This window comes from Clostridium sp. (assembly GCF_021372645.1).
Lineage (GTDB): Bacteria > Bacillota > Clostridia > Clostridiales > Clostridiaceae > Clostridium.
Window position 1 is genome coordinate 76,414 of the sequence record NZ_JAJFUC010000026.1, and the last position, 25,218, is coordinate 101,631.

A 25,218-nucleotide genomic window follows, 5' to 3' on the forward strand; every position below is an offset into this window, starting at 1 on the left:
AATGAGTGAAGATGGAAAAAAGAAGTTTTAAAGAAAGGCTTAAAAATGAATATTTAGGTCAAGGTTTTGCAGCACTATGTGGAATGTTAATAATAGTTATAACAATAGCAATCATAGTATTCATAGCTTCAAAAGGAATAAGAATTTTTACAGCAGATGGATATAGTCCTTCAGAATTTTTATTCATGAATAATTGGAAGCCTAATAAAGGAGGAGAGCCTTCCTTTGGAGCTCTTGCTTTCATCCTAGGTTCAACTTTAGTATCAATAGGTGCAGTGATTTTAAGTGCACCTATTGCAGTTGCGTTAGCAATATTTGTAAATGTTATATCTAGTAAATTTGGAAAGAAGATAATTAAACCATCATTAGAAGTACTAGTTGGAATACCTTCTGTTGTTTATGGATGGGTTGGTATTTCTGTATTAGTACCACTTATTAAAAATAATTTTGGAGGAATGGGATTCTCTTTAATTGCAGGAGTATTAGTTCTTTCATTAATGATATTACCAACTATAGCAACCTTATCTATAGATGCTATAAAAACAATACCTAAAGATCATATTGAAGCTTCTTATGGACTGGGCGCTACAAGATGGCAGACAATATCTAGAGTAATAGTTCCAGGGGCAAAAACAGGTATACTTACAGGAGTTGTACTTGGTATAGCAAGAGCTTTTGGAGAAGCATTAGCAGTTCAAATGGTTATTGGTAATACTGTTAAAATACCAGATGGAATATTTTCTTCAATGGCAACATTAACAAGTATCATAACTATGGACATGGCTAATACTGTTGGTGGAACAGCATGGAATGATGCATTATGGACGTTAGCATTAATTTTACTTGTAATCTCTTTTATATTTATAGTAATAGTTAGAATGATTGAAAAAAGGAGTGCAATATAATGGATGCGAAAAAAGTTGATAAAATTGCAACAATTATATTTTATATAATAAGTATGTTTATAGTATTTTTACTTGCTGCATTTATTTCATACATATTATATAAAGGCGGAAGTATGTTAAAACCTTCATTTTTATTTGGAAAACCAAAACTAACAGGAGTTGGAGGCGGAATTGGGCCTCAATTATTTAATTCCTTTTATATGTTAATTATTTCACTCATAATAACAATTCCCATTGGAGTTGGAGCAGGTATTTATTTAGCTGAATATGCAAAGGAAGGACCAATTCTTAGATTTATAAGAATGTCTCTCGAAACAATGTCTTCTCTACCATCTATTGTTATAGGTATGTTTGGATTATTAGTTTTTGTTAATATGGCTGGATGGGGATATTCAATACTTGCAGGAGCATTATCAGTAAGTATATTAAATATACCATCTATGACTAGAATTTCTGAAAATGCTATAGTAGCAGCAAGTAAAAGAGTAAAAGAAGCATCATTAGGTCTTGGAGCAACCAAATGGCAGACTTTAGCAAGGCTTACAGTTCCAACAGCTATGGGTGAAATATTAACAGGGGTAATATTGGCAGCTGGAAGAATTTTTGGAGAGGCAGCAGCATTTTTGTATACTGCAGGATTAAGTTCGAAAAATTTGAATTTTGATTCAATAAGCTTGTCAGGAAATAGTTCAGCATTTTCACTTTTCAGACCAGCAGAAACATTAGCTGTACACATATGGAAATTAAACTCGGAAGGAATAGTACCTGATGCAGCTCAAATAGCAAATGGAACAGCGGCAGTACTTATAATTGCAGTTCTTATATTTAACATTGGTGCTAGATTACTTGGAAATAGATTGATGAAAGCTTATAGTGGGAAGTAGGAGATGGATGTGAATATTATAGAAACTAAAGATTTATGTTTATATTATGGTGATAATCAAGCTCTTAAAAATATAAATATGTCTATTAATAAAAATGAAGTTACAGCACTTATTGGACCTTCAGGTTGTGGAAAATCAACTTATTTAAGAACTTTAAATAGAATGAATGATTTAATTGAAAGTGTAAGAATAACAGGGCAAGTTTTATTTGAAGATAAGGATATATATAAAGTCTGTGATGAGATATATTTAAGAAAAAGAATAGGTATGGTGTTTCAAAGACCGAATCCATTTCCAATGTCTATTTATGATAATATCGCATATGGACCTAGAATACATGGAACAAAAAATAAGAAAATATTAGATGAAATTGTAGAAAAGAGTTTAAAAGAAGCAGCACTTTGGGATGAAACTAAAGATAGATTAAAAACAAGTGCTCTTGGTATGTCAGGTGGCCAACAACAAAGATTATGTATAGCTAGAACTATTGCAGTTTCACCAGAAGTAATCTTAATGGATGAACCAACATCAGCCTTAGATCCTATATCAACAGGCAAAATGGAAGAACTTATGGATGAATTAAAAAAACAGTACACAGTTATAATAGTTACTCATAATATGCAACAAGCGGGAAGAATAGCTGATAAAACTGCATTTTTCTTAAATGGTGAAGTTATTGAATATGGAAAAACAGAAGATATATTTTATAATCCAAAAGATAAAAGAACAGAGGACTATATTACAGGCAGATTTGGTTAAAAAGGAGGATTGATTATTGTGACAAGAGGATCTCAAGATGCAAGAGTAAAAATTATAAACAAAGAATTGTTAAATATGTCAAGCTTAGTAGAAAAACAAATATATGAGAGTATGCTTAGCTTAAAAAACTACGATTTAAAAAAAGCTGAGCAAGTTATTAAAGATGATGATAAAGTAGATAACATGCAAAAAAAAATAGAAGATGAATGTATTAAATTTATTGCAACAGAACAGCCTCTTGCAACAGATTTAAGAAGAGTATTTACTGCTTCGAAGATAGTGACAGATTTGGAAAGAATGGCAGATCATGCAGTAGATATATGCAAAATTACAAAGCGAATAGGTAGAAATGTAAAATCATTTAAAGGAAATTCAGATGAACTATGGGAAATGGAAGAAAAAGTAAGAACTATGATTAAATTAGCTATAGATTCATATATTAATGAAGATGAGGCTATGGCATATAAAATTTGTGAGAGAGATGATGAAATAGATACATTTTATAAGTCTTTATTTAGCAATTTAATTGAAGCAATTAAAGTAGATGAAAATTTAATTCATGAAGGAGCACAGTTATTATTTGTAATAAAATATTTAGAAAGAATAGGAGATCATGTAACTAATATATGTGAGTGGACTATTTTCTCTAAGACTGGAGTTTATATAGATTTAAATGAATAATAAGTAAATATAGATATAATAATAATAAAATGTTCTTTTAATTAAGAGCATTTTTTATTTTCTTTAATATTACTTACATTGGAAAAAATATAGTCATGCTTTTGTTGACATAACGATTACATCAATGTAATATAAACAATATACTTCAATTATACAGGTAAATAGTAGATTTCGCTAGAAGGGGGAAACTATGCAATGACAAGAGGATCACAGGATATTAAGGTAAAGAATATACATAGACAACTAGCAACTATGGCTAGCTTAGTAGAAAAACAAATATATGAAAGTATGCTTAGCTTAAAGAATTATGACGTGGAATTAGCAAATAAGATTATTCTAAATGATGATAAAGTAGATGAATTGCAAAAGGTAATAGAAGAGCAATGTATTAAGTATATTGCATCAGAACAACCTTTGGCAACGGATTTAAGAAGAATAATGGCAGCCACTAAGATAGTAACAGATTTAGAACGAATGGCAGATCATGCAGTGGATATATGTAAAATAACAAAAAAAATGGGTGCAAATATAAATTCATTCAAAAAAAGTTCGGAAACCTTATGGGAAATGGAAAAAAAAGTAAGAGATATGATAGGTGTGGCTATCGATTCATATATTAATGATGATGATGAAATAGCATATAGGGTTTGTGAGAAGGATGATGAGATAGATTCATTTTATAAATCTCTATTTACCATATTTATTAACGATATAAAATTGGATGAGAGTTTAACTGAAAAAGGAATTAGACTTTTATTTGTAATAAAATACTTAGAAAGAATAGGCGATCATGTAACAAATATTTGTGAGTGGACTATATATTCTAAAAGTGGAGATTATGTAGATTTAAATGAATAAACAACAAATAAGTTTAATTATTATATTCTAATAATTACTTTTTCATTTTATATATTAGAAAGTCATGTGTACAAATCTAAAATTTGTATACATGGCTTTTTTAAGATGGTGAATGTTATGTTAGAGGCAATTCTACTTATAATATTTATTTTTTTATGAAAAGCTTTGCCTGATATGTCTTATTGACTTAGCTAAGGGATTAATGTAATATAACAAGGATAAGTATGTTATAATTGGGAGTGAAGACATGAAAAATATTATAACAAAAGTGATCTCAAATGGAATTGCAGAAGAAGTTGGGATTGAAGTAAATGATGTTTTACTATCTATTAATGATAATAAAATAAATGATATTATAGATTATAAATTTTTATCAGCAGATGAAGAAATCATTTTAGAAGTAGAGAAAACCGATGGAGAGATATGGGAAATTGAAATTGAAAAAGAATATGGTGAGGATTTAGGTATAGAATTTGGTGGCGGTATAATGGATAAAGCAAAATCATGTAGTAATAAATGTATATTTTGTTTTATAGATCAGCTTCCAAATGGAATGAGAGAATCATTATATTTTAAAGATGATGATTCAAGATTATCTTTTTTACAAGGTAATTTTGTTACATTAACTAATATGAAGGATGAAGATATTGACAGGATAATACAATATCACATAAGTCCTATAAATGTATCTGTTCATACAACAAATCCAGAACTTAGAGTTCAAATGCTTAATAACAGATTTGCTGGCAATGTTTTTGAGCGAATGAAAAGATTAGCAGATTCGGGAATTACAATGAATGCACAAATAGTTTCAGTTCCAGGAATAAATAATGCAGATGAACTTGAAAGAACAATTGCAGATTTATATACATTATATCCACAGGTTTCAGATGTGGCAGTAGTACCAATAGGGATAACTAAATTTAGGCAAGGTCTAAAACAAGTTAATGCATATACAAAGGAACAGTCTATAGAAGAACTTGAAAGAGTTAAAAAACTTCAAGATGTATATATGAAAGAAATAGGTAAACCATTTGTTAGATTATCTGATGAATTCTATTTAGTTGCAGATAAACAAATTCCAAATCAAGAGTTTTATGATGATTATCATCAAATAGAAGATGGTATAGGTATGGTTAGATGTTTTAGGCATTCCATAGATAGCACGTTAGACGATTTGGACTTAAAGATGCAAGGCAGTTTTTCTATTGTTACAGGAGAACTCGCATATAATGAATTACTAGAAGCTAGTTCTAAAATTAAAGAGAGAAACTCTAATATACAACTTGATGTTTACAAGATAAAAAATAATTATTTTGGAGAAACAATTACTATAGCTGGGCTTTTGACAGGAATTGATATAATAGATCAAATGAAGGGCATAATAAATAGTAAGTATTTAATATTATCAAATAATATGTTTAGAAAAGGATATGAATTAACAGATTCTACTGAACAAATTATGTTAGATAATATGAAAATAAAAGATATTGAATCAGCTTTAAATGTGAAGGTTATAGTAGTAGATTACACAGGAGAAGATTTAATTCAAAAACTAAATGAATACAAATAGGAGGAAAATAAAAATGGCTAAACCAATAGTTGCTATAGTTGGAAGACCAAATGTTGGAAAATCAACATTGTTTAATAAATTGGCAGGAAAAAGAATTTCAATAGTACAAGATACACCAGGAGTTACAAGAGACAGGGTGTATGCAGAAGCTGAATGGCTAAATTATAACTTTACTATGATAGATACAGGAGGTATTGAACCAGAAAATAACGATATCATAGTAAAACAAATGAGAAGACAAGCGAATATTGCAATTGAAACGGCAGATGTAATAATATTTATAGTTGACGGAAAAGAAGGATTAACTGCTGCAGATAATGAAGTTGCAACTATGCTTAGAAAGAGCAAAAAGCCAGTAGTTTTAGTGGTCAATAAAGTTGACAATTTAAAAGATGAAAATAATGCATATGAATTTTATAGCTTAGGAATAGGTGATCCTATAACGATATCAGCAGGGCAAGGATTAGGTCTTGGGGATATGCTTGATAAAGTAGTTGAAGGTTTTGACAAATCAATTTATGAAACAGATGAGGATGAATATATTAGAATTGCTATGATTGGTAAACCTAATGTAGGAAAATCTTCTTTAATTAATAAATTGCTTGGTGAAGAAAGAACAATAGTTTCAGATATTCCAGGAACTACAAGAGATGCAATAGATAGTTATTTAGAAACTGAAGAAGGTAAATTTATCTTAGTTGATACTGCCGGAATTAGAAGAAAAAGTAAGGTGAAAGAAGAGATTGAAAGATATAGTGTTATAAGAACTTATGCTGCTATTGAAAGAGCCGATGTTTGTATACTTATGATTGATGCAACAGAAGGAGTTACGGAACAAGACGAAAAGATAATAGGATATGCTCATGAGATGAGCAAAGCTATTATGGTTATTGTTAACAAATGGGATTTGGTTGAAAAAGACGGTAAGACTTTAGATAAGTTTAAGAAGGAATTACAAGGAAACTTAAAATTCTTAAGTTATGCAGAATATTTATTTATTTCTGCATTAACAGGACAAAGAACTAATAAGGTACTTAAAATGGCAAAATATTGTTATGATAATTACAATAAGAGAATTTCAACAGGAATATTAAATGATGTTATAAGTAAGGCAGTTCTTATGAAAGAACCACCTACCGTTTCGCTTAAGAGAATGAAAATTTATTATGTAACTCAAGTTGCAACTAAGCCACCAAAGTTTGTGTTCTTTGTAAATGATGAAAGTGCTAGACATTTCTCATATGAAAGATATTTAGAAAATCAGCTAAGAAATAGTTTTGATTTTAAAGGAACTGGTATACAAATAGAATATAGACAAAGAAAGGAATAATTATGAGTAAAATTACTTTTCTAGGCGGGGGAAGCTTTGGAAGTGCCTTAGCTGTTTTACTTGCAGAAAAAAATAATATTGTTAATATATACAACAGGGATGAAAATGTTGTTAATGAAATAAATATTAAAAGAACAAATGAAAAGTATATGAAAGACTTAAAAATTCCAAGCACCGTAACTGCATTTAATAATATTGAAGAAGCAATTGAAGGTTCGGATTATGTAGTATTATCAGTACCTTCCCATGTTATTAGAAGTATGTGCAAGACGCTCAAAGGAAAAATATCTAAGGATATACCAATAATCTCAATTGCTAAAGGAATTGAAGAAGATAGTGATAAAAGATTATCAGTTGTAATTGAAGAAGAATTAGATAATCCAGTAGTTATTTTATCAGGACCAAGCCATGCAGAAGAGGTTAGTATGAGGCTTCCAACTACAATTGTAAGCACCTCTAAAGATATGAAATATGCAGAGGATGTTCAAGATTTGTTTATGACTTCGTATTTTAGAATTTATACTAATGATGATATCATAGGAGTTGAAATTGGCGGTGCAGTAAAAAATATAATTGCATTAGCAGCAGGGGTTATAGACGGTCTTGGATATGGAGATAATACAAAGGCAGCTCTTCTTACAAGAGGGATGAAAGAAATCACTAGAGTTGGAATAGCACTTGGTGGAAAAGCTGAAACTTTTTATGGATTAACTGGTATGGGTGATTTAATAGTTACTTGTACATCTATGCATTCTAGAAATAGAAGAGCTGGCTTTTTAATTGGCAAAGGAATGCCGGTTGAAGAAGCTTTAAAAGAAATAGGTATGGTTGTTGAGGGAGTAAAAGCATGTAGAGCTTTTTACCAATTAAAAGAAAAGATTGGTATATCTATGCCTATAACAGATGGTATTTATAAAAGTTTATTTGAAGGCAAGGATGCTAAAGTTATTATTGATGAGCTTATGAATAGAGATAAGAAAAGTGAAACATTTTAAAGCTAGATATACAAAAAAAGAATAAATTTAATTTAGGCATATGAAAGAAAATAACAAGTCCAAAATGTGATGTATATTTCGCGTCAGACGAGTAAGTATGTTTACCTCATAGCGGGCTATTAGGTGAACATGCTGATGAAGTATGACACGAAATAGACTAGCATATTGACTTGTTATTTTTTTGATTATGCCTTATATAGAATTCTAAAATAATTTTAATCATATATTAAAGTGGTTATAATTATTTTAGGATTTTTTAATTTAATATAATTTGTATATTTTAAAATTAGTATGAATATATATATATTGGTAAAAAGAATATAGGAGGGAAGTAAGTGGATAATTTTAACATATACAAAGATATAGCAGATAGAACCCAAGGGGACATATATGTGGGAGTTGTAGGACCAGTTAGAACAGGAAAATCTACATTTATAAAAAAGTTCATGGATCTTATGGTGATACCTAAAATTGATAATGCCCATAAAAAGGAAAGAGCAAAAGATGAATTGCCACAAAGTGGATCAGGAAAAAATATTCATACAACAGAACCTAAGTTTGTACCTAATGAGGCGGTTGAAATAAATTTAGGTGACGAGATTAAATTTAAAATAAGGATGGTTGATTGCGTAGGGTATATTGTAAAGGGGGCTTTAGGTTATTTAGATGGAGAGGAAAGTAAAATGGTTCATACACCATGGTTTGATTATGAAATACCATTTGAAGATGCTGCTGAAATCGGAACAAGAAAGGTAATAAATGATCATTCTACAATAGGACTTGTAGTCACAACAGATGGTAGTATAACAGGAATAGATAGAAATGATTATATAGATGCAGAGGAAAGGGTAATATATGAACTGCAGTCCTTAAATAAACCATTTATTGTTGTTCTTAATACAAGTAAACCTAATTCTCAAGAAACTAAAGTATTAAAGAAAGAATTAGAAGATAAATATAATGTAACAGTACAAGTAATGGATGTTTACAATATGGAAGAACAAGATATTGAAGATTTGTTTAAACATGTACTTAAAGAGTTCCCTATAAAAGAAATTAACATTGATATGCCTGAATGGTTAGAAAAATTAGAGTGTAACCATTGGCTAAAAAAAGACTTTTTCAACATAATTATGAGTATGAGTCAAGATGTCTCTAAAGTAAGAGATATTAAGTACTGTTTGAACAATTTTGAAGAAGAAGATTTTATGGGGAAAGCTACAATAAAAGAGGTAGACTTGGGAAATGGAATGGCAAAAGTACTTATGAAACCAAAGGATGGAATTTTCTATAAAGTTCTTAGTGAAATATGTGACTTAGAAGTCAATTCAGAAAGTGACTTACTTGGAATAATAAAAGATTTAACTCACGCTAAATATGAATATGATAAAGTCAAAGATGCCTTGGAAGATGTAAAGGGAACTGGATATGGGTTAGTTGCACCGCAACTTGCAGAAATGAAGTTTGAGGAACCTGAAATAGTTAAACAAGGGAATAAATATGGAGTGAAATTAAAAGCAAGTGCTCCAAGCTTACATTTTATAAAATGTGATATAAAAACAGAAATAAGTCCTATAATGGGATCTGAAAAGGAATCAGAAGAACTTGTAAAAGGACTCCTTCAACAATTTGAAATAGATCCAGCCCTTCTTTGGCAAAGTAATATGTTTGGAAAATCTTTAGAAGTGTTAGTAAAGGAAGGCTTACAAAATAAACTGTATAAGATGCCAGAGGATGTTCAAATTAAGATTCAAAAGACTCTACAAAAAATCATTAATGAAGGTAATGGTGGGTTGATTTGTATAATCCTTTAAAAAGACAAATCTGAAAAATTTTTATATTTTAATAAAGTGTTGATTTTATAATATAGTTAAATAAATGGAAATATAATGGATATCACTACATATTTCTTTATATTATATAAAATATAGTATAATCAACACTTTTTTAGGTATTATTTTTTTATTTAATAAGTGGAGAAATACATAGTATTGGGATATAATAAAAAAAGGATATAAATGAGGGGTATTATGAAAAGAGAGTATAAAGCTTATAAGAAAGTTGGTAAAATAAAAATCTCTATAAGTGAGCTCTTAGAGCTTGATTTACCTAGAATTGTTTATGCCTCTCCAGGTGTTATAAACCATATAAAAAAAAGACATGGTAGACAACTCACCAAAAAAATGAAAGACAATATGATAGATATAATAGAAAAAATAATAAAAGAACCTGAATATGTTGGATTATATTATAGAAGAGGGAATGATGAGTCTCTTGAACTAATAAAAAAGATCGATAATATTATTTTACTTTTGGGCTTAGAAATTGATTCGGAAGAGCAATATATATATGTAGCAACGATGTATCCTATAACGTTGTCAAAAATGAATGCAAGAATATATAGGGGAAGATTAATAAAAATTGAAGATACTGAATTAAAAGAAAATATATTATGATATATTTTTAATGAACTTATTTTTTGAGGTGAGAAAGGGCTCCTCACGCGCTAAGTATAGTAATCAGAGATGCAGGATACGCCGACCTGCCAAAAAATAATTTATACTAATGGGATTGCTTCACAATGATTTTATAAATAGCTGTGAAGCAATTTTTTTAACTTTTTATGCTCATTTTAGTATTTTTCACAAAAATCAAATTAAGGAATAATAATATACACGTTAGTAATGGTGTGTTGTGTATTAAAAAACGTAGAAAACCCTTTAATAATTAAAATATAAAATAAATATAGTTGTTAACAATGTGTGAACAAAATGTTGACAGAGAAGAGTAAATTAATTTATGATTGGGTTATTGAATTAATATGATTATTTAGAAGGAGGTGTAAATTTGATAAAAAGTATGACTAGCTTTGGAAGAGCTCAAAGTGAAGAAGGCACGGATTCGTACTTTTCAATAGAAATGAAAAGTGTAAATCATAGATATTTAGATATAAACATTAGAATGCCAAGAATGATGCTTGCCTTAGAAGAGAAAATAAGAAGTATAATTAGTAAAAAATTAAATAGAGGTAAAGTTGATGTTTTTATTAATTATAAGAATTATGGGAATAATGCTGGGAAAGCAAATTTAAATATGGCGTTAGCTAAGGATTATTATGATTGTTTAAAACAAATTCAAAAGGAATTAAGTATTATAGATGATGTTTCTACTACCCAAATAGGAAGGTTTCCAGATGTGATTACGTTACAAGAACCAGAAGAAAACTTGGATAATATTTTTAATGAAATTTCTCCATTAATTGAATCAGCTCTTAATCTCATGGAAGAAATGAGAAGTAGAGAAGGCGAAAAATTAAAAGAAGATATTTTATCAAAAATTCAAATAATAGAGACCTATGTTGAAGAAATTGAAAAAGTAGCAGATAATATTCCTAAAAATTACAAAAAAAAGCTTGAAGATAGATTAAGTGAGTTACTGTATGGAGTAAATATAGATGAAAGTCGAATAGCTCTTGAAGTAGCAATTCTTTCTGATAAGGCAGCTGTAGATGAAGAAATAACTAGGCTTAGAAGTCATTTAAGTCAAATAAAGAGTACTTTATACATAGATGAACCAATTGGCAGAAAATTGGACTTTATAATTCAAGAAATGAATAGAGAAGCTAATACTATAGCATCTAAATCAACAGATATTCATATGACTAACAAGGTAATAGAAGTTAAGAATACAATTGAAAAAATAAGAGAACAAGTTCAAAATATTGAATAATTGGGAGGACAAAAATGGGAATAAAGTTAATAAACATAGGATTTGGGAATATAGTTTCTGCAAATAGATTAGTTGCAATTGTGAGCCCAGAATCAGCACCTATTAAAAGAATTATTCAAGAAGCACGAGATAGAGGAATGTTAATAGATGCCACTTATGGAAGGCGAACTAGAGCAGTTATAATAACAGACAGTGATCATATTATATTATCAGCAGTTCAACCTGAAACTGTGGCTCATAGATTAGCAACGAAAGATGATATAGTAGTTGATGAGGTTGACGAGTAATGGCAGTTGAAGGAAGAGGGTTATTAATAGTTATATCAGGACCATCAGGTGCAGGAAAAGGTACTATATGTAAAAGCTTTTTGGATAGAAACAAAGATGTAGCTTTATCTGTATCTGCAACTACGCGAAATCCAAGACAAGGAGAAGTGGAAGGCGTTAATTACTATTTTATGTCTAAAGAAAAATTTAAAAAAAAAATAGAAACTAATGATTTTCTAGAATATGCAGAAGTATATGATAATTATTACGGAACACCGAAGTCTAATGTTGAAGAGATATTAGAAAGTGGAAGGGATGTTATTTTAGAAATAGATATACAAGGTGCCTTGAAAGTTAAAGAAAATACAGATGAGGGAGTTTTTATATTTGTACTTCCACCATCTATGAAAGAATTAAAGCAAAGAATTATAAATAGGGGAAGTGAGACTCAAGAATCTTTAATGAAAAGATTTAATTCTGCATATAAGGAAATTAAATTTCTTTCTAAATATAATTATGCAGTAGTAAATGATAAAGTAGAGATAGCAGTTGAAAAATTAGAAGCTATAATATCTGCTGAAAAATGCAGAGTAGATAGAATAAAAGATAGTATATTAGATTTAAAGGAGGAAATGATAAATGAACAACTCTATGATTAGTCCATCAGTGGTAGATTTATTGGAAAAGATACATGATAGATATTCTTTGGTAATTTTAACATCAAAGAGAGCTAGACAAATAATTGAGGGAGCTACTCCTAAAATTTCAATAAATTCAAACAAACCTTTAACAATTGCAATTAATGAAGTAGATAAAAATGCAGTTGAATATGAAATTATAGAAGAAGGTATTAAATAAAATGAAAAAAAATGTAGTGATAGGAGTAAGTGGAGGAATTTCAGCATATAAAGCTTTAGAAATTGTAAGTTTACTTATAAAAAAAGGCATTAATGTTAATGTAATTATGACAGAGTCAGCTACTAAATTTGTAACACCACTTTCTTTTCAATCGTTAAGTCAAAATATGGTTACATGTGATATGTTTACAGAACCAAAAGCTTGGGAAATTCAACATATAAGTTTAGCAGAAAAAGCAGATGTGTTTTTAGTAGCACCTGCTACTGCTAATATAATAGGAAAGGTTGCAAATGGAATAGCTGATGATATGCTTTCAACTACAATAATGGCAACAAAAGCTAAAGTTATTTTTGCACCTGCTATGAATACAAATATGTATGAAAATCCTATAGTTCAAGATAATATTGAAAAGCTTAAATCTTTTGGATATGAGTTTATAGAGCCGTCTGAAGGAAGACTTGCTTGTGGAACAAGTGGCAAAGGAAAACTTGAAAGCCCAGAAGTTATAGTAGACAGAGTTTTAATGGAGCTTTATGAAAAAAAAGATTTGTTAAATAAGAATGTTTTAGTAACAGCAGGACCAACTATAGCACCTATAGATCCAGTTCGATTTATTACAAATAGATCAACAGGTAAAATGGGATATGCAATAGCTAAAGAAGCAAGAAATAGGGGAGCGAATGTAACGTTAATATCTGGACCTACATCTATAGATGTTCCTAAGAATATTAATGTTATTAAAGTTTCAACCAATGAAGAAATGAAAAATGAAGTTATAAAGATATTTGATAATGCTGATATTGTAATTAAATCAGCAGCTGTCGCTGATTACAAGCCTAAATATTATAGTGATCAAAAGATAAAAAAAGGCGATGAAGCACTAAAATTAGAATTTATTAGAGATAATGATATTTTGATGGAACTTGGAAAGAAAAAAGAAAAGCAAATTCTAGTAGGTTTTGCTGCTGAAAGCCAAAATTTAAAAGAAAATGCTATGTCTAAACTTCAAAGAAAGAATTTAGATTATATTATAGCAAATGATATAACTGCAAATGATACTGGATTTGCCTCAGAAGATAATAAAGTAATAATCTTATCTAAAAAAGATGGAGAAATACATCTGGATAAGATGAGCAAAGAAAAAATTGCAAGTAACTTATTTGATATTATACTTGAGAAGCGTTAGAATTTTTGCGCTTCTTTATTAATATTAGGAAGTTTTTATGGTGCAAATAATTAATTTGGGCGTAAGGTGGTAGATGTAAATATTATGTATGTTGAAATAATTCTAAATAATGATGCCGTGGAGATAGATAAGCCATTTACATATAAAGTACCTTATGAACTTATAGAAAAGATAGACATAGGATTTAGAGTTAAAGTTCCTTTTAGGCAAAGAAATAAACCGGTAGAGGGATTTGTATATTCAATATTGCAAGAGAATTCAATAAATTTTAAATATAAAGTGAAAGAAATTGTAAATTTATGCGATGATGAGCCTATATTAACTGAAGACGATATTAAAATGATTCAGTTTTTGAGAAAAAAGTATCTTTGTAAATTTATTGATGCTGTTCGTCTCATGATTCCAGTTGGTATTATGAAAGGTTCGAAGAATAAAAAGAAAAAAGTAATATCAATAAATAAAGAAATAAATGTAGATGAAATCAAAAAAGAAAATTACATAAATTTATATAATTTTATAGTTAATAATAATGGCATGTATACTAAAGCAGAAGTTACCAATAATGAACAGTTTTCTTTGTATTCATTAAACAAACTTATAGAAAAGGATATCTTAAAAGTAGAAGAACAAGTAGTTTTTAGATATAATATTCGTAAATATGAAAATGATAATAATAAGTTGTTAAATGAAGAACAAAAGCATTGTTTAAATACAATTTTAAATGGAACAAAGTTAAAATATCTTATAAAGGGTGTTACAGGTTCGGGAAAAACAGAAGTATACATGAGATTGGTTCAAGATGTTTTAAATCAAGGTAAAAGTGCAATTGTTTTGGTACCGGAAATTTCATTGACGCCTCAAATGATTGAGAGGTTCAAAGGCAGATTTGGAGAAGATGTAGCATTATTTCATAGTAGACTAAGTGATGGTGAAAGATTTGATGAATGGTATAGAATAAAGATGGGAAAAGCTAAATTAGTCATAGGGGCAAGGAGTGCATTATTTCTACCACTACAAAATCTTGGGCTTATAATAATTGATGAGGAGCATGAAAATACATATAAATCAGAACATAATCCTAAATATCATACTAGGGAAGTAAGTGAATTTTTATGTGAACTTAAAAATTGTAAATTAGTTTTAGGTTCAGCAACTCCAAGCATTGAAAGTTATTATAAATCTCTTAAAGGTGAATATAAATTGATAGAAATGCATAAAAGAATTAATGGGAATAAAATGCCTCAAATGAAGATAATAGATATGCGCGAAGAATTAAAGAACAAAAATCTTTCTTTATTCAGTAAAAAGCTCTTTAAGGAAATTGAGATAACTTTAAAAAATAAAAAACAAGTAATTTTATTTCTTAACAGAAGAGGTTATTCTACATTTATATCATGTAGAAGTTGCGGACATGTATTTAAGTGTCCAGAATGTGATGTTTCTATGACGTATCACAAGAATGGATATTTAATATGCCACTATTGTGGAAGAGCAGAAAAAGTTAGTAAAGTTTGTCCTAAATGTAATAGTAAATATGTGAAATTTTTTGGTGCAGGAACAGAGCGAGTTGAATTAGAAGTAAAAAAATATTTTCCAAAAGCAAAAGTATTGAGAATGGATGTAGATACTACTAGACATAAAAATTCTCATGAGTCTATTTATAATTCTTTTAAAAATGGAGAAGCAGATATTTTAATAGGAACTCAAATGGTATCCAAAGGATTAGATTTTAAAAATGTTACTTTAGTAGGGGTTTTGGCTGCAGATATGTCCTTGAATTTGCCCGACTACAGAGCTTCTGAAAGAACATATCAAATAATAACTCAAGTTGCAGGAAGAGCTGGTAGAGGTGAGGAGGAAGGTGCTGTAATTGTTCAAAGTTATACACCAGACCATTATAGCTTAAAATACGCTAAAGAAGAAGATTATGAAGGTCTATTTAAAGAAGAAATAAATATCAGAAGGTTGATGGGAAATCCTCCTTTTGGTAAAATATTATTAATCAACGGGTCTTCAAAATTTGAAGAAAAACTAAAAAAATTTATGTATACTTTAGAGTTTAATTTGAAAAAATTAATAGTAGAAGATTTAATTATGCTTGGGCCAGTCCCTTGCATTATTACTAAATTGAAGGAAAATTATAGATGGCAAATTATCATAAAAGGAAATTTCGATGATGATTTTAGCGAAAAAGTGAAAGATACACTTTATCTATTAAATAAGAGTGTATATAATGAAATAAGGATTAGTATAGATATTAATCCTAATAATATGAATTAGGGGGATGAGAAACATGGCATTAAGAAATATAAGAGAATTTGGAGACGACATATTAAGAAGGAAATGTAGAGAAGTTGACGAAATAGATAACAGGCTATTAACTTTAATTGAAGATATGAAGGAAACAATGTATGAGGCTGAAGGTGTTGGTCTTGCAGCACCACAAGTTGGAATATTAAAGAGATTATTTGTAATAGATATTGGAGAAGGTCCACTAGTATTTATAAATCCTGAAATAATAGAAACAAGTGGATCACAAATAGATGAAGAAGGATGCCTAAGTCTACCAGGAGAAACAAAAGAAGTCATGAGACCTAATTATGTTAGAGCAAGAGCTTTAAATGAAAAAGGAGAACAATTTGAAATAGAAGCAGAAGAACTACTTGCACGAGCTATTTTACATGAGTATGATCATTTAAATGGGACTTTATTTATTGACCGAGTAAAAAAATAAATAATGACAGGAGGAAAAACAGAATGAATATAGTATTTATGGGTACTCCTGATTTTGCAGTTCCTTCTTTAAAAAGATTAATTGAAGAATATAATGTTACTGCCGTATTAACTCAACCAGATAAACCAAAAGGCAGAGGTAAAAAGATGGCATATTCAGCAGTTAAAGAAGAAGCATTAAAACATGGACTTCCAATATATCAGCCTACAAAGCTTAAAGATGATATAAATTTAATTGAAACCTTAAAAGAATTAAAACCTGACTTTATTATAGTAGTAGCTTTTGGACAAATTTTAACTAAAGAAGTACTAGATATACCTAAGTATGGATGTATAAACCTTCATGCATCTTTATTACCAATGTATAGAGGCGCAGCACCATTAAATTGGGCAATAATAAATGGTGAAAAAGTTACAGGGAATACTACAATGCTTATGGATATGGGTTTAGATACAGGAGACATGATTCTTAAAGATGAAGTTGAAATTACTAATAATATGACAACTGGAGAATTACATGATATATTAATGGTAAGAGGAGCAGAACTTTTAATAAAAAGTATAGAAGGTATTGTTTACGAAAATATAGTTTTACAGAAGCAAGAAGACGAAACTTTTTATGCGAAAATGTTAGATAAAGGCCTTGCCAATATAAATTGGAATAGAAGTTCTAAGGAAATTCATAATATAGTAAGAGGATTAAATCCATGGCCAATAGCTTATACTAATTATCAGGGTGAAAGAATGAAAATATACGAAACTGAAGCTTTAGAAGAAAAAACTTCAATGGAGCCCGGAACAATTTTAGATGTAAGTAAAAATGGCGTAAAAGTTGCATGTAAAGAAAGTGTACTTATTATAAAAAAAGTGCAGTTTCCAAATGGTAAGCCATTAACAATAGAACAGTATATAAATGGACATGAAATAGAGAAAAGTATAGTTTTAGGATAATGGAGGGATGTTTTAATGCATTTTTATCCGTATTTTGACTCGACAATGATAATATTAATGCCAGCTATAATTATTTCATTTTGGGCACAAAGCAAAATTAATAGTACTTATAGCAAATATAGTGAAGTTAGAACTATGAATGGATATTCTGGTCAGCAAATTGCAAGAATGATGTTAGATGAAGCAGGACTTTTTGATGTTAGAATAGAAGTTGTAAATACTAAACTTGGTGATCATTATGATCCTTTAAGTAGAGTACTAAGATTATCACCAGATGTATATTCAGGTGGAACTATATCTTCAGCTGGAATAGCAGCTCATGAAGTTGGGCATGCAATTCAACATAAAGAAAAATATAAGCCATTAGTAATAAGAAATTCTATAGTTCCAGTTGTAAATTTAGGTTCAAGTATATCTTGGGTGTTATTCTTTGTAGGGTTCCTATTAGGGATTAAAGGATTAACTACGCTCGGAATATTTTTGTTTTCTGGGGTTGTAATCTTTCAGTTAATAACATTACCAGTTGAATTCAATGCATCTACTAGAGCTTTGAATATATTAAAATCAAAAGGAATACTATATGGTGATGAAACAAAAAATGCACAAAAAGTTTTAGATGCAGCAGCAATGACTTATGTAGCTGCAACATTAATGGCAGTATCACAACTAATAAGACTCATTGCCTTAAGCAATAGAGACGATTGAAAAAGAGGTAGCGTATGAATTGTAGAAAAATAGCAGTAAAGATATTAGATAGAGTTTTAAATGAAGGAGCGTATTCTAATATAATACTTTCAAAAGAACTAAATGAAGTAGAATTAAATGATAAGGATAAGGCATTATTAACTGAAATTGTATATGGTGTGTTAAGAAGAAAAAAAACATTAGATATTATAATTTCTAACTTTGTAAAAGATATTAAATTAATGAATAAAGATACTTTAAATATCTTAAGAATAGCAATTTATCAAATGAATTTCTTAGATAAAATACCAAGCTATGCTGCTTGTAATGAAGCAGTAGAAGAAGCAAAAGAAATATCAGAGGGTGATTCAAAATTAGTAAATGGAATACTTAGAAACTTTACTAAAAATCCGGATGATATTGAAGTCCCAGGTAATAAAATTGATGAATATGCATATAAATTTTCATTTGAACCTTGGATGATAAGACTTTTAATAAAGCAATATGGAGAAAATTTATCAAAGAAAATAATGTCAGGATTAAATAACATACCACAAGTTAGTGTTAGAGTAAATGAAATTAAAGCAGATTATGATGAAGTTTTTGAAGAACTAGAAGCCCTTGAATATGAAATTGAAGAAGGTGCTGTCTGCCCAGAGGCAATTTCAATTAAAGGTGGCAAATCTATAGAAAATAATCCACTTTTTAGTGAAGGAAAGATTACAGTTCAAGATGAAAGTGCAATGATTATAGCACCTCTATTAGAATTAGAAGAAGGAATGACAGTTATAGACTTATGTAGTGCACCAGGTGGAAAAACTACTCATATAGCTGAAATACTTCAAAACACTGGAAAAGTGTTAGCTTTTGATCTTCATGAGTCTAAGCTTAGATTAATAAAAGAAAACTGTGAAAGATTAGGATTAACTAATGTTGAAGTTAATACAAATGACGCAACTAAATTAAATCCAGACTTAATTGCATGTAGTGATAGAATTTTATTAGACGTTCCATGTTCAGGAATTGGAATCATAAGAAAAAAACCAGAAATAAAATGGAATAAGACAAGAAATGATTTGAGAGCAGTTATATCAGTTCAAAGAGATATAATGGAAAATGCATGGATGTATTTAAATGATGGTGGAATAATGATATATTCAACTTGTACATTAAACAAAGAAGAAAATGAAGAAAATATTGAGTGGTTTGTTAATAAACATAAAGATTGTAGTGTGAAAAAAATCTTTATAGGTAAGCAAGATAACTTAGTATATAATAGGAATGGTTCTTTAACTATTATGCCAAATGAAAGTATGGATGGATTTTTTGTGGCTAAACTAGAAAAAAGATAATAGTAGGTGAATAAATGAACAATTTACTAGATTATACTTTAGAAGAACTTAAAGTATGGATGAAGGAAAATGGTGAAAGTGCATTTAGGGGTAAACAAATATTATCATGGATTTATAAAGGTATTAATGAATTTGATAATATGAAGAATATGCCTAAATTATTAATATCTAATCTAAAAGAAAATTTTACGATTAATTTACCAAAGATAGTAGAAGTTTATAAATCTGATATGGATGGAACAGAAAAGTTCTTATTAGGATTTGAAGATGGAAATTTAATAGAATCTGTACTTATGAGATATAAACATGGGAATTCAATATGCATATCAACTCAAATTGGTTGTAGAATGGGATGTAAATTTTGCGCGTCTACTCTTGAAGGACGCGTTAGAAATTTAACAACTGGAGAAATTTTGTCACAGGTTCTGGTAGTACAAAACTATATTAGTGAAAGAATATCTAATATAGTACTAATGGGAAGTGGAGAACCATTAGATAATTATGATAATGTTGTAAAGTTTTTAGAAGTAGTTTCAGCAGAGTATGGATTAAATATTGGTCAAAGGCATATAACATTATCTACTTGTGGCATTGTGCCAAAGATATATGAATTGGCTGATAAAGAATTTAGCATAACGCTTGCGATTTCACTACATGCATTTAGTGATGAAAAAAGAAAAGAGATTATGCCTATAGCAAATAAATATAGTATTGAAGAAATATTAGAAGCTTGCAGATATTATATTAATAAAACTAACAGAAGAATTACATTTGAATATGCATTAGTAAAAGAAATAAATGATGGCAAGGAAGATGCAAAATCTTTAGGTAAGCTATTAAGAGGAATGCTTTGCCATGTAAATTTAATACCTGTAAATGAAATAAAAGAAAACACTTATAAAAGATCTTCAAAGAAGTCAATAGACGATTTTTCTGAAATATTAAAAACCTATGGGATAGAAGTTACTACAAGACGTGAAATGGGAAGTGACATTAATGCAGCATGTGGACAACTTAGAAGAAGTTACATGGAAACCCAAGAAATAGAGGGGAGAATGAAATGGTAGGCTTAGTTAGTGATGTGGGATTAAAGCGGACATTAAATGAAGATTTTGCTTCTTATTTAGAGAAAGAAGAATTTAAAATATACGTAGTAGCAGACGGAATGGGTGGACATAATGCAGGAGAAGTTGCAAGTCAAATGGCTGCAGATAGGATTGTTAGCTATGTAAATGAAAAATTTTCTTTTTGCAGAGTAGAAGATTTAATTGATGAAGCTATTAAAAAAGTGAATAGGGATATATTTAATTTTTCTAATAGTAATGAAAATTTAAGTGGAATGGGAACTACAGTTACAGCTTGTTTTATTACTGAAAATTTTATACATGTTGCCAATGTAGGTGATAGTTGTTGTTTTGCAATAAAACATAATGAAATTAGAAAAATTACTAAAGATCATTCTTTAGTACAAGAGCTTGTTGACAGTGGAAGTATAAGCGAAAAAGAAGCAGAAAATCATCCAAAGAAGAATATTATTACAAGAGCTTTAGGTACTAGTAGCATTGTGAATGTAGATGTATTCCAATTAGATAATAATGAATATGACTTATATATATTATGTTCAGATGGACTGACAAATGAGTTAACTAAGGAAGAGATTCTACAAGTTGTCACCGAAGAAAAAGATTATATAAAGAGTGCTAACAAATTAGTAAATTTAGCAAAAGAAAAAGGTGGCAGAGATAATATAACAGTATTGTTGTTTGGAGGAGAGATGTAGTATGGACGGGATTGTACTTGGAAACAGATACGAGTTGTTAGACAAAATAGGTGAAGGTGGAATGTCAGAAGTATTTAAAGCAAGATGTAATAAACTAAATAGATTTGTTGCAGTTAAAATTCTTAAAAAAGAATTTTGTAATAATGCTGACATTGTTGAGAAATTTAAAGGAGAAGCAACTGCTATTGCAACTTTATCTGACAACAATATAGTAAATATACTTGATGTGGGCACTCAAGATGATATAAGTTACATCGTAATGGAATATGTTAAAGGTAAAACTTTAAAGGATATAATAAAACAAGTTGGAAAGATGAATTACGAGACAGCTATATCCATTGCTATTCAAATTGCTAGAGCTTTAGATTGTGCTCATAGAAACAATATAATTCATAGAGATGTTAAACCACAGAATATTTTAGTAACAGAAGATGGGATTATGAAAGTAACTGATTTTGGAATAGCAAAATCGGCAACTTCTGAAACTATTACAAATACTAGTACAATAATGGGATCAGCTCATTACCTTTCTCCAGAACAAGCGAAGGGAAGTTTTATTGATTGTAGAACGGATATATATTCATTAGGAGTTGTCTTATACGAAATGGTTACAGGAACTCTTCCTTTTCAAGCTGATACTGCTGTGACTATAGCATTGAAGCATCTTCAAGAAGAGGTTGTGCCTCCTAAAAATCTTAATTCAAAAGTTCCTGATAGCCTAAACCAATTGATTTTAAAGGCTATGGAAAAGGAACCTATTAAAAGATATCAAAGTGCTAAAGAATTGATTTCAGATCTTCAAAAAATTAAGGATGATCCAAATGCACGTATAGATAAAGCTGAAGAAGATAATGATCATACCATAATAATGTCAGCTGTAACTGAGCAAATCATAAAGAAAGAAGAGACTAACAATAAAAAAAATGATGACTATTGTGATGAAGATGATGACTATTATGAAGATGATGATGATGAAAGAATAGGTGGAATGAATAAAAGTAAAATAGTAAAAATTGCAGTAGGTGTGGCTTTAGTATTATTATTAGTAGTTTTAGGAGCTGGAGCTTTTAAGCTAGCTAGTTCAGTTACTACTAATAAAGAAGTTCAAGTGCCTAATATAGTTGGAAAAACTGTAGACGATGCAAAAAAACAACTTGAAAGCTTAAATTTAGTGTTGGTAAATGCTAAAACAGAAACTAGTGATCAGCCAGAAGGGACAATTCTTGAAATGAACGTAGAAGCTGGGAGTATGGTTAAGGAAAAGAGTGAAGTTAGAGTTAGTGTAAGTTCAGGAGCAGTAAAGTGTAAAATGCCTGACTTGAAGGATTATGATATAGATGATGCAAAAACTATTTTGAAATCTTTAGGTCTTAAGATTAGTAGCAATAGTGAAGAATTTAGTGATAGTGTACCTAAGGGTCAAATAATGAGTCAAAATCCTATAAAGGACACAGACATATCGGCAAGTGATGAAATAACAGTTGTTGTAAGCAAAGGACCTAAAGTTATACGTACAACAGTACCAAGTACAGTAGGATTAGATGCAGAATCAGCTAAGAGTAAATTAAGTGATGCTGGTTTAAGTGTATCTGTTGGGTCAGAGAACACTGAAGATGAGAGTAAGAATGGTACGGTATTAAGCCAAAATTACGAAGGAGGAACTAAAGTACAACAAGGAACTACAGTTACAATAGTAGTTGGAAAATATGTTGCAAAGCAACAACCGCCTGTAACAACTAATCCTGGAAATACTAAGACAGATGGAACGACGCCAAGTACAGGAACAACTCCAAGCACAGGAACAACTCCAAGTACAGGAACAACTCCAAGTACAGGGAAAACTCCAAGTACAGGAACAACCCCAAGTACACCTACAGGTCCTTGGGATACTACAACTAATAACTAACGATTAAAGAAGTACTTCACAAAATAAAACATCAAATCAGAATCGTTATTTTTGAAGATGTCTTAATAAGAAAAAATATGAGGAGAGGTTTGTAAAAATCCTCTCCTTTTATAATATATTTATTTTTATAACTATATAGAATTGTGAAAGACTAAATATAATAAGTCAAAGATGTTTGAGTCAGGTAGAGGGGATGCTTAGTTCATAGTGCGTTATTAAGTGAATCGAAGTTTGTAAAGTTAGTTTTGTTAAATTTGTGAAATTATGGAGGGAAAATATGAATGGAAAGATAATAAAAGGCATAGGAGGCTTCTATTATATTAAGACAGAAGAAGGATTAATAGAATGTAAAGCTAGAGGTAAATTTAGACATAAAGATATAACACCCATGGTAGGGGATAATGTTACTATTAAAATAGAGAATGGAAAAGGCGTTATTGAAGAAATACATAAGCGGAAATCGAAATTAATTAGACCAACTGTTGCAAATGTTTCTCTAGCATTTATTGTTTTTGCAGTTAAGAATCCGGAAATAAACTTTGATTTATTAAACAAATTCTTAATTCTGTGCGAGTATAATAATATTGAGGTTATAGTTTGTTTAAATAAAATAGACTTAGTGTCAGAGGAGGAAAGAGATGAAATAAAAAAGAAAATAAATGATATAGGATATGAAGTTCTTTATATAAATGCTAAAAAAGGACTTGGAATAGAGAGATTAGAAGAAAAGATTCAAGGAAATATAACAGTTTTCTGTGGTCCATCTGGAGCGGGAAAATCTACATTAATTAATAAACTTTCTAATAAAGAACATATGGAGACTGGAAAGGTTAGTGAAAAGATTGGAAGAGGTAAGCATACTACAAGGCATAGTGAACTTATAGAAGTTTCGGATGGATACATTGTTGATACACCAGGATTCTCTACATTGGAAATAAAAGATTTAATGGACAAAGATTCTCTTAAATATTGTTTTCCTGAATTTAGTGAGTATAATGATAAGTGTAAATATAGAGGATGTTTACATTATAAAGAACCAAGTTGTGTTTTAAAAGAAGCTCTAGAGAAGGGGGAAGTTAATAAATACAGATATAACTTTTATATAAAAACATTAGAAGAAATAATGGAGGAGGAAAAAAACAAATGGTAAAGATTGCACCATCAATATTATCAGCAGATTTTTCAAAATTAGGAGAAGATATAGAAAGAATAGATAGAGGGGGAGCAGATTTCATCCATATAGATGTAATGGATGGTTCTTTTGTACCTAATATATCTTTAGGGTTACCAGTTATAAAGTCAATAAGAAATAGAACAGATAAGATATTTGATGTACATTTAATGATAGCTAATCCATCAAATTACATAGATGATTTTATAGAAGCAGGAGCTGATATAATTACTGTTCATTATGAAGCAGATAAACATATAGATAGAACAATTAACTATATTAAGTCAAAAGGTAAAAAAGCAGCAATTTCTTTAAATCCAGGGACTCCAACAAGTGTGTTGAAAGATTTGATACCAAGTTTAGATATGGTTTTAATAATGAGTGTAAATCCAGGTTTCGGAGGACAAAAGTTTATACCATATTGTTTAGATAAAATTAGAGAAATAAAAGAATTTAGCGATAAGGTTAATCCATCACTATTAATAGAAGTTGATGGAGGCGTAGATAAAACTAATGTGAAAGAAATTATAGAAGCTGGTGCTAATGTAATTGTTGCAGGTTCCGCTGTATTTAATGGGGGAGAAATCAGTGATAATATAAAAGCTTTGAGGGGGTAA

25 protein-coding genes are annotated in these 25,218 nt (G+C 29.6%); all 25 read left to right on the top strand.

What is annotated here, in order from left to right; all coding sequences use genetic code 11:
* The first annotated feature begins 11 nt into the window (after positions 1-11).
* The 25 genes from pstC to rpe all read left to right on the top strand — a co-directional run bounded on the left by pstC (position 12) and on the right by rpe (position 25,218).
* A complete protein-coding gene (gene pstC / locus LLF98_RS03815) occupies positions 12-905 on the top strand; it encodes a phosphate ABC transporter permease subunit PstC (protein WP_291700977.1) in 894 nt (297 codons plus the stop codon).
* The gene (pstA, locus tag LLF98_RS03820) at positions 905-1,789 is read left to right on the top strand and encodes a phosphate ABC transporter permease PstA (protein WP_291700979.1); all 885 of its coding nucleotides are present in this window, start codon (positions 905-907) and stop codon (positions 1,787-1,789) included. The genes pstC and pstA overlap by 1 nt, the downstream gene beginning before the upstream one ends.
* 9 nt (positions 1,790-1,798) lie before the next feature.
* Complete coding sequence (gene pstB, locus LLF98_RS03825) at positions 1,799-2,548, top strand: phosphate ABC transporter ATP-binding protein PstB (protein WP_291701228.1); 750 nt, start codon at positions 1,799-1,801, stop codon at positions 2,546-2,548.
* Between the two features lie 18 nt (positions 2,549-2,566).
* On the top strand, positions 2,567-3,229 hold the full coding sequence (gene phoU / locus LLF98_RS03830; protein ID WP_291700981.1) for a phosphate signaling complex protein PhoU: 663 nt from the start codon (positions 2,567-2,569) through the stop codon (positions 3,227-3,229).
* Between the two features lie 195 nt (positions 3,230-3,424).
* The gene (gene phoU / locus LLF98_RS03835; protein ID WP_291700983.1) at positions 3,425-4,087 is read left to right on the top strand and encodes a phosphate signaling complex protein PhoU; all 663 of its coding nucleotides are present in this window, start codon (positions 3,425-3,427) and stop codon (positions 4,085-4,087) included.
* A gap of 247 nt (positions 4,088-4,334) precedes the next feature.
* A complete protein-coding gene (locus LLF98_RS03840; protein WP_291700984.1) occupies positions 4,335-5,660 on the top strand; it encodes a DUF512 domain-containing protein in 1,326 nt (441 codons plus the stop codon).
* 13 nt (positions 5,661-5,673) lie between these two features.
* On the top strand, positions 5,674-6,990 hold the full coding sequence (gene der, locus LLF98_RS03845) for a ribosome biogenesis GTPase Der (RefSeq protein ID WP_291700986.1): 1,317 nt from the start codon (positions 5,674-5,676) through the stop codon (positions 6,988-6,990).
* A 2-nt stretch (positions 6,991-6,992) separates the two neighbouring features.
* Positions 6,993-7,985, top strand: coding sequence for an NAD(P)H-dependent glycerol-3-phosphate dehydrogenase (locus tag LLF98_RS03850; RefSeq protein WP_291700988.1), 993 nt, complete (start codon positions 6,993-6,995; stop codon positions 7,983-7,985).
* A gap of 335 nt (positions 7,986-8,320) precedes the next feature.
* On the top strand, positions 8,321-9,799 hold the full coding sequence (spoIVA, locus tag LLF98_RS03855; protein ID WP_291700990.1) for a stage IV sporulation protein A: 1,479 nt from the start codon (positions 8,321-8,323) through the stop codon (positions 9,797-9,799).
* Between the two features lie 216 nt (positions 9,800-10,015).
* A complete protein-coding gene (locus LLF98_RS03860) occupies positions 10,016-10,441 on the top strand; it encodes a PBECR2 nuclease fold domain-containing protein (protein ID WP_291700992.1) in 426 nt (141 codons plus the stop codon).
* Positions 10,442-10,832: 391 nt separating this feature from the next.
* Positions 10,833-11,714, top strand: coding sequence for a YicC/YloC family endoribonuclease (locus tag LLF98_RS03865; protein ID WP_291700994.1), 882 nt, complete (start codon positions 10,833-10,835; stop codon positions 11,712-11,714).
* 14 nt (positions 11,715-11,728) lie between these two features.
* A complete protein-coding gene (gene remA, locus LLF98_RS03870; protein WP_158518170.1) occupies positions 11,729-12,001 on the top strand; it encodes an extracellular matrix/biofilm regulator RemA in 273 nt (90 codons plus the stop codon).
* Complete coding sequence (gene gmk, locus LLF98_RS03875) at positions 12,001-12,639, top strand: guanylate kinase (RefSeq protein ID WP_291701000.1); 639 nt, start codon at positions 12,001-12,003, stop codon at positions 12,637-12,639. The genes remA and gmk overlap by 1 nt, the downstream gene beginning before the upstream one ends.
* Positions 12,620-12,838, top strand: coding sequence for a DNA-directed RNA polymerase subunit omega (gene rpoZ / locus LLF98_RS03880; protein ID WP_291701002.1), 219 nt, complete (start codon positions 12,620-12,622; stop codon positions 12,836-12,838). The genes gmk and rpoZ overlap by 20 nt, the downstream gene beginning before the upstream one ends.
* A 1-nt stretch (position 12,839) precedes the next feature.
* Entirely contained in the window at positions 12,840-14,024 is a 1,185-nt protein-coding gene (gene coaBC / locus LLF98_RS03885) for a bifunctional phosphopantothenoylcysteine decarboxylase/phosphopantothenate--cysteine ligase CoaBC (protein WP_291701004.1), read from the top strand.
* Positions 14,025-14,108: 84 nt separating this feature from the next.
* A complete protein-coding gene (priA, locus tag LLF98_RS03890) occupies positions 14,109-16,304 on the top strand; it encodes a primosomal protein N' (RefSeq protein ID WP_291701006.1) in 2,196 nt (731 codons plus the stop codon).
* A gap of 13 nt (positions 16,305-16,317) precedes the next feature.
* Complete coding sequence (gene def, locus LLF98_RS03895; RefSeq protein ID WP_291701008.1) at positions 16,318-16,758, top strand: peptide deformylase; 441 nt, start codon at positions 16,318-16,320, stop codon at positions 16,756-16,758.
* A gap of 23 nt (positions 16,759-16,781) precedes the next feature.
* Positions 16,782-17,708: a methionyl-tRNA formyltransferase gene (fmt, locus tag LLF98_RS03900; RefSeq protein ID WP_291701010.1), complete on the top strand. Its 927-nt coding sequence runs from the start codon at positions 16,782-16,784 to the stop codon at positions 17,706-17,708.
* 15 nt (positions 17,709-17,723) lie between these two features.
* A complete protein-coding gene (locus tag LLF98_RS03905) occupies positions 17,724-18,413 on the top strand; it encodes a zinc metallopeptidase (protein ID WP_291701012.1) in 690 nt (229 codons plus the stop codon).
* A 14-nt stretch (positions 18,414-18,427) separates the two neighbouring features.
* Positions 18,428-19,744, top strand: coding sequence for a 16S rRNA (cytosine(967)-C(5))-methyltransferase RsmB (gene rsmB, locus LLF98_RS03910; protein WP_291701014.1), 1,317 nt, complete (start codon positions 18,428-18,430; stop codon positions 19,742-19,744).
* A gap of 14 nt (positions 19,745-19,758) precedes the next feature.
* A complete protein-coding gene (gene rlmN / locus LLF98_RS03915; RefSeq protein WP_291701016.1) occupies positions 19,759-20,811 on the top strand; it encodes a 23S rRNA (adenine(2503)-C(2))-methyltransferase RlmN in 1,053 nt (350 codons plus the stop codon).
* Positions 20,805-21,524 carry a Stp1/IreP family PP2C-type Ser/Thr phosphatase gene (locus tag LLF98_RS03920; RefSeq protein ID WP_291701018.1) on the top strand — a complete coding sequence of 240 codons (720 nt, stop codon included), beginning with the start codon at positions 20,805-20,807 and terminating at the stop codon, positions 21,522-21,524. The genes rlmN and LLF98_RS03920 overlap by 7 nt, the downstream gene beginning before the upstream one ends.
* Before the next feature lies 1 nt (position 21,525).
* Positions 21,526-23,430: a Stk1 family PASTA domain-containing Ser/Thr kinase gene (pknB, locus tag LLF98_RS03925; RefSeq protein WP_366512069.1), complete on the top strand. Its 1,905-nt coding sequence runs from the start codon at positions 21,526-21,528 to the stop codon at positions 23,428-23,430.
* Positions 23,431-23,707: 277 nt separating this feature from the next.
* Positions 23,708-24,580: a ribosome small subunit-dependent GTPase A gene (rsgA, locus tag LLF98_RS03930; RefSeq protein ID WP_291701020.1), complete on the top strand. Its 873-nt coding sequence runs from the start codon at positions 23,708-23,710 to the stop codon at positions 24,578-24,580.
* Positions 24,574-25,218, top strand: a complete 645-nt coding sequence (gene rpe, locus LLF98_RS03935) for a ribulose-phosphate 3-epimerase (RefSeq protein ID WP_291701022.1) — start codon at positions 24,574-24,576, stop codon at positions 25,216-25,218. Before rsgA ends, rpe begins: the two co-directional genes overlap by 7 nt.

What these genes read in the sequence shown, in the direction of transcription:
- pstA (WP_291700979.1), top strand. Translation starts at nt 905, where the DNA reads ATGGATGCGAAAAAAGTTGATAAAATTGCAACAATTATATTTTATATA.
- def (WP_291701008.1), top strand. Translation starts at nt 16,318, where the DNA reads ATGGCATTAAGAAATATAAGAGAATTTGGAGACGACATATTAAGAAGG.
- LLF98_RS03920 (WP_291701018.1), top strand. Translation starts at nt 20,805, where the DNA reads ATGGTAGGCTTAGTTAGTGATGTGGGATTAAAGCGGACATTAAATGAA.
- rsmB (WP_291701014.1), top strand. Translation starts at nt 18,428, where the DNA reads ATGAATTGTAGAAAAATAGCAGTAAAGATATTAGATAGAGTTTTAAAT.
- LLF98_RS03850 (WP_291700988.1), top strand. Translation starts at nt 6,993, where the DNA reads ATGAGTAAAATTACTTTTCTAGGCGGGGGAAGCTTTGGAAGTGCCTTA.
- rsgA (WP_291701020.1), top strand. Translation starts at nt 23,708, where the DNA reads ATGAATGGAAAGATAATAAAAGGCATAGGAGGCTTCTATTATATTAAG.
- LLF98_RS03840 (WP_291700984.1), top strand. Translation starts at nt 4,335, where the DNA reads ATGAAAAATATTATAACAAAAGTGATCTCAAATGGAATTGCAGAAGAA.
- gmk (WP_291701000.1), top strand. Translation starts at nt 12,001, where the DNA reads ATGGCAGTTGAAGGAAGAGGGTTATTAATAGTTATATCAGGACCATCA.
- fmt (WP_291701010.1), top strand. Translation starts at nt 16,782, where the DNA reads ATGAATATAGTATTTATGGGTACTCCTGATTTTGCAGTTCCTTCTTTA.
- coaBC (WP_291701004.1), top strand. Translation starts at nt 12,840, where the DNA reads ATGAAAAAAAATGTAGTGATAGGAGTAAGTGGAGGAATTTCAGCATAT.
- LLF98_RS03905 (WP_291701012.1), top strand. Translation starts at nt 17,724, where the DNA reads ATGCATTTTTATCCGTATTTTGACTCGACAATGATAATATTAATGCCA.
- rlmN (WP_291701016.1), top strand. Translation starts at nt 19,759, where the DNA reads ATGAACAATTTACTAGATTATACTTTAGAAGAACTTAAAGTATGGATG.
- der (WP_291700986.1), top strand. Translation starts at nt 5,674, where the DNA reads ATGGCTAAACCAATAGTTGCTATAGTTGGAAGACCAAATGTTGGAAAA.
- rpe (WP_291701022.1), top strand. Translation starts at nt 24,574, where the DNA reads ATGGTAAAGATTGCACCATCAATATTATCAGCAGATTTTTCAAAATTA.
- remA (WP_158518170.1), top strand. Translation starts at nt 11,729, where the DNA reads ATGGGAATAAAGTTAATAAACATAGGATTTGGGAATATAGTTTCTGCA.
- pstC (WP_291700977.1), top strand. Translation starts at nt 12, where the DNA reads ATGGAAAAAAGAAGTTTTAAAGAAAGGCTTAAAAATGAATATTTAGGT.
- pknB (WP_366512069.1), top strand. Translation starts at nt 21,526, where the DNA reads ATGGACGGGATTGTACTTGGAAACAGATACGAGTTGTTAGACAAAATA.
- rpoZ (WP_291701002.1), top strand. Translation starts at nt 12,620, where the DNA reads ATGAACAACTCTATGATTAGTCCATCAGTGGTAGATTTATTGGAAAAG.
- LLF98_RS03860 (WP_291700992.1), top strand. Translation starts at nt 10,016, where the DNA reads ATGAAAAGAGAGTATAAAGCTTATAAGAAAGTTGGTAAAATAAAAATC.
- priA (WP_291701006.1), top strand. Translation starts at nt 14,109, where the DNA reads ATGTATGTTGAAATAATTCTAAATAATGATGCCGTGGAGATAGATAAG.
- phoU (WP_291700983.1), top strand. Translation starts at nt 3,425, where the DNA reads ATGACAAGAGGATCACAGGATATTAAGGTAAAGAATATACATAGACAA.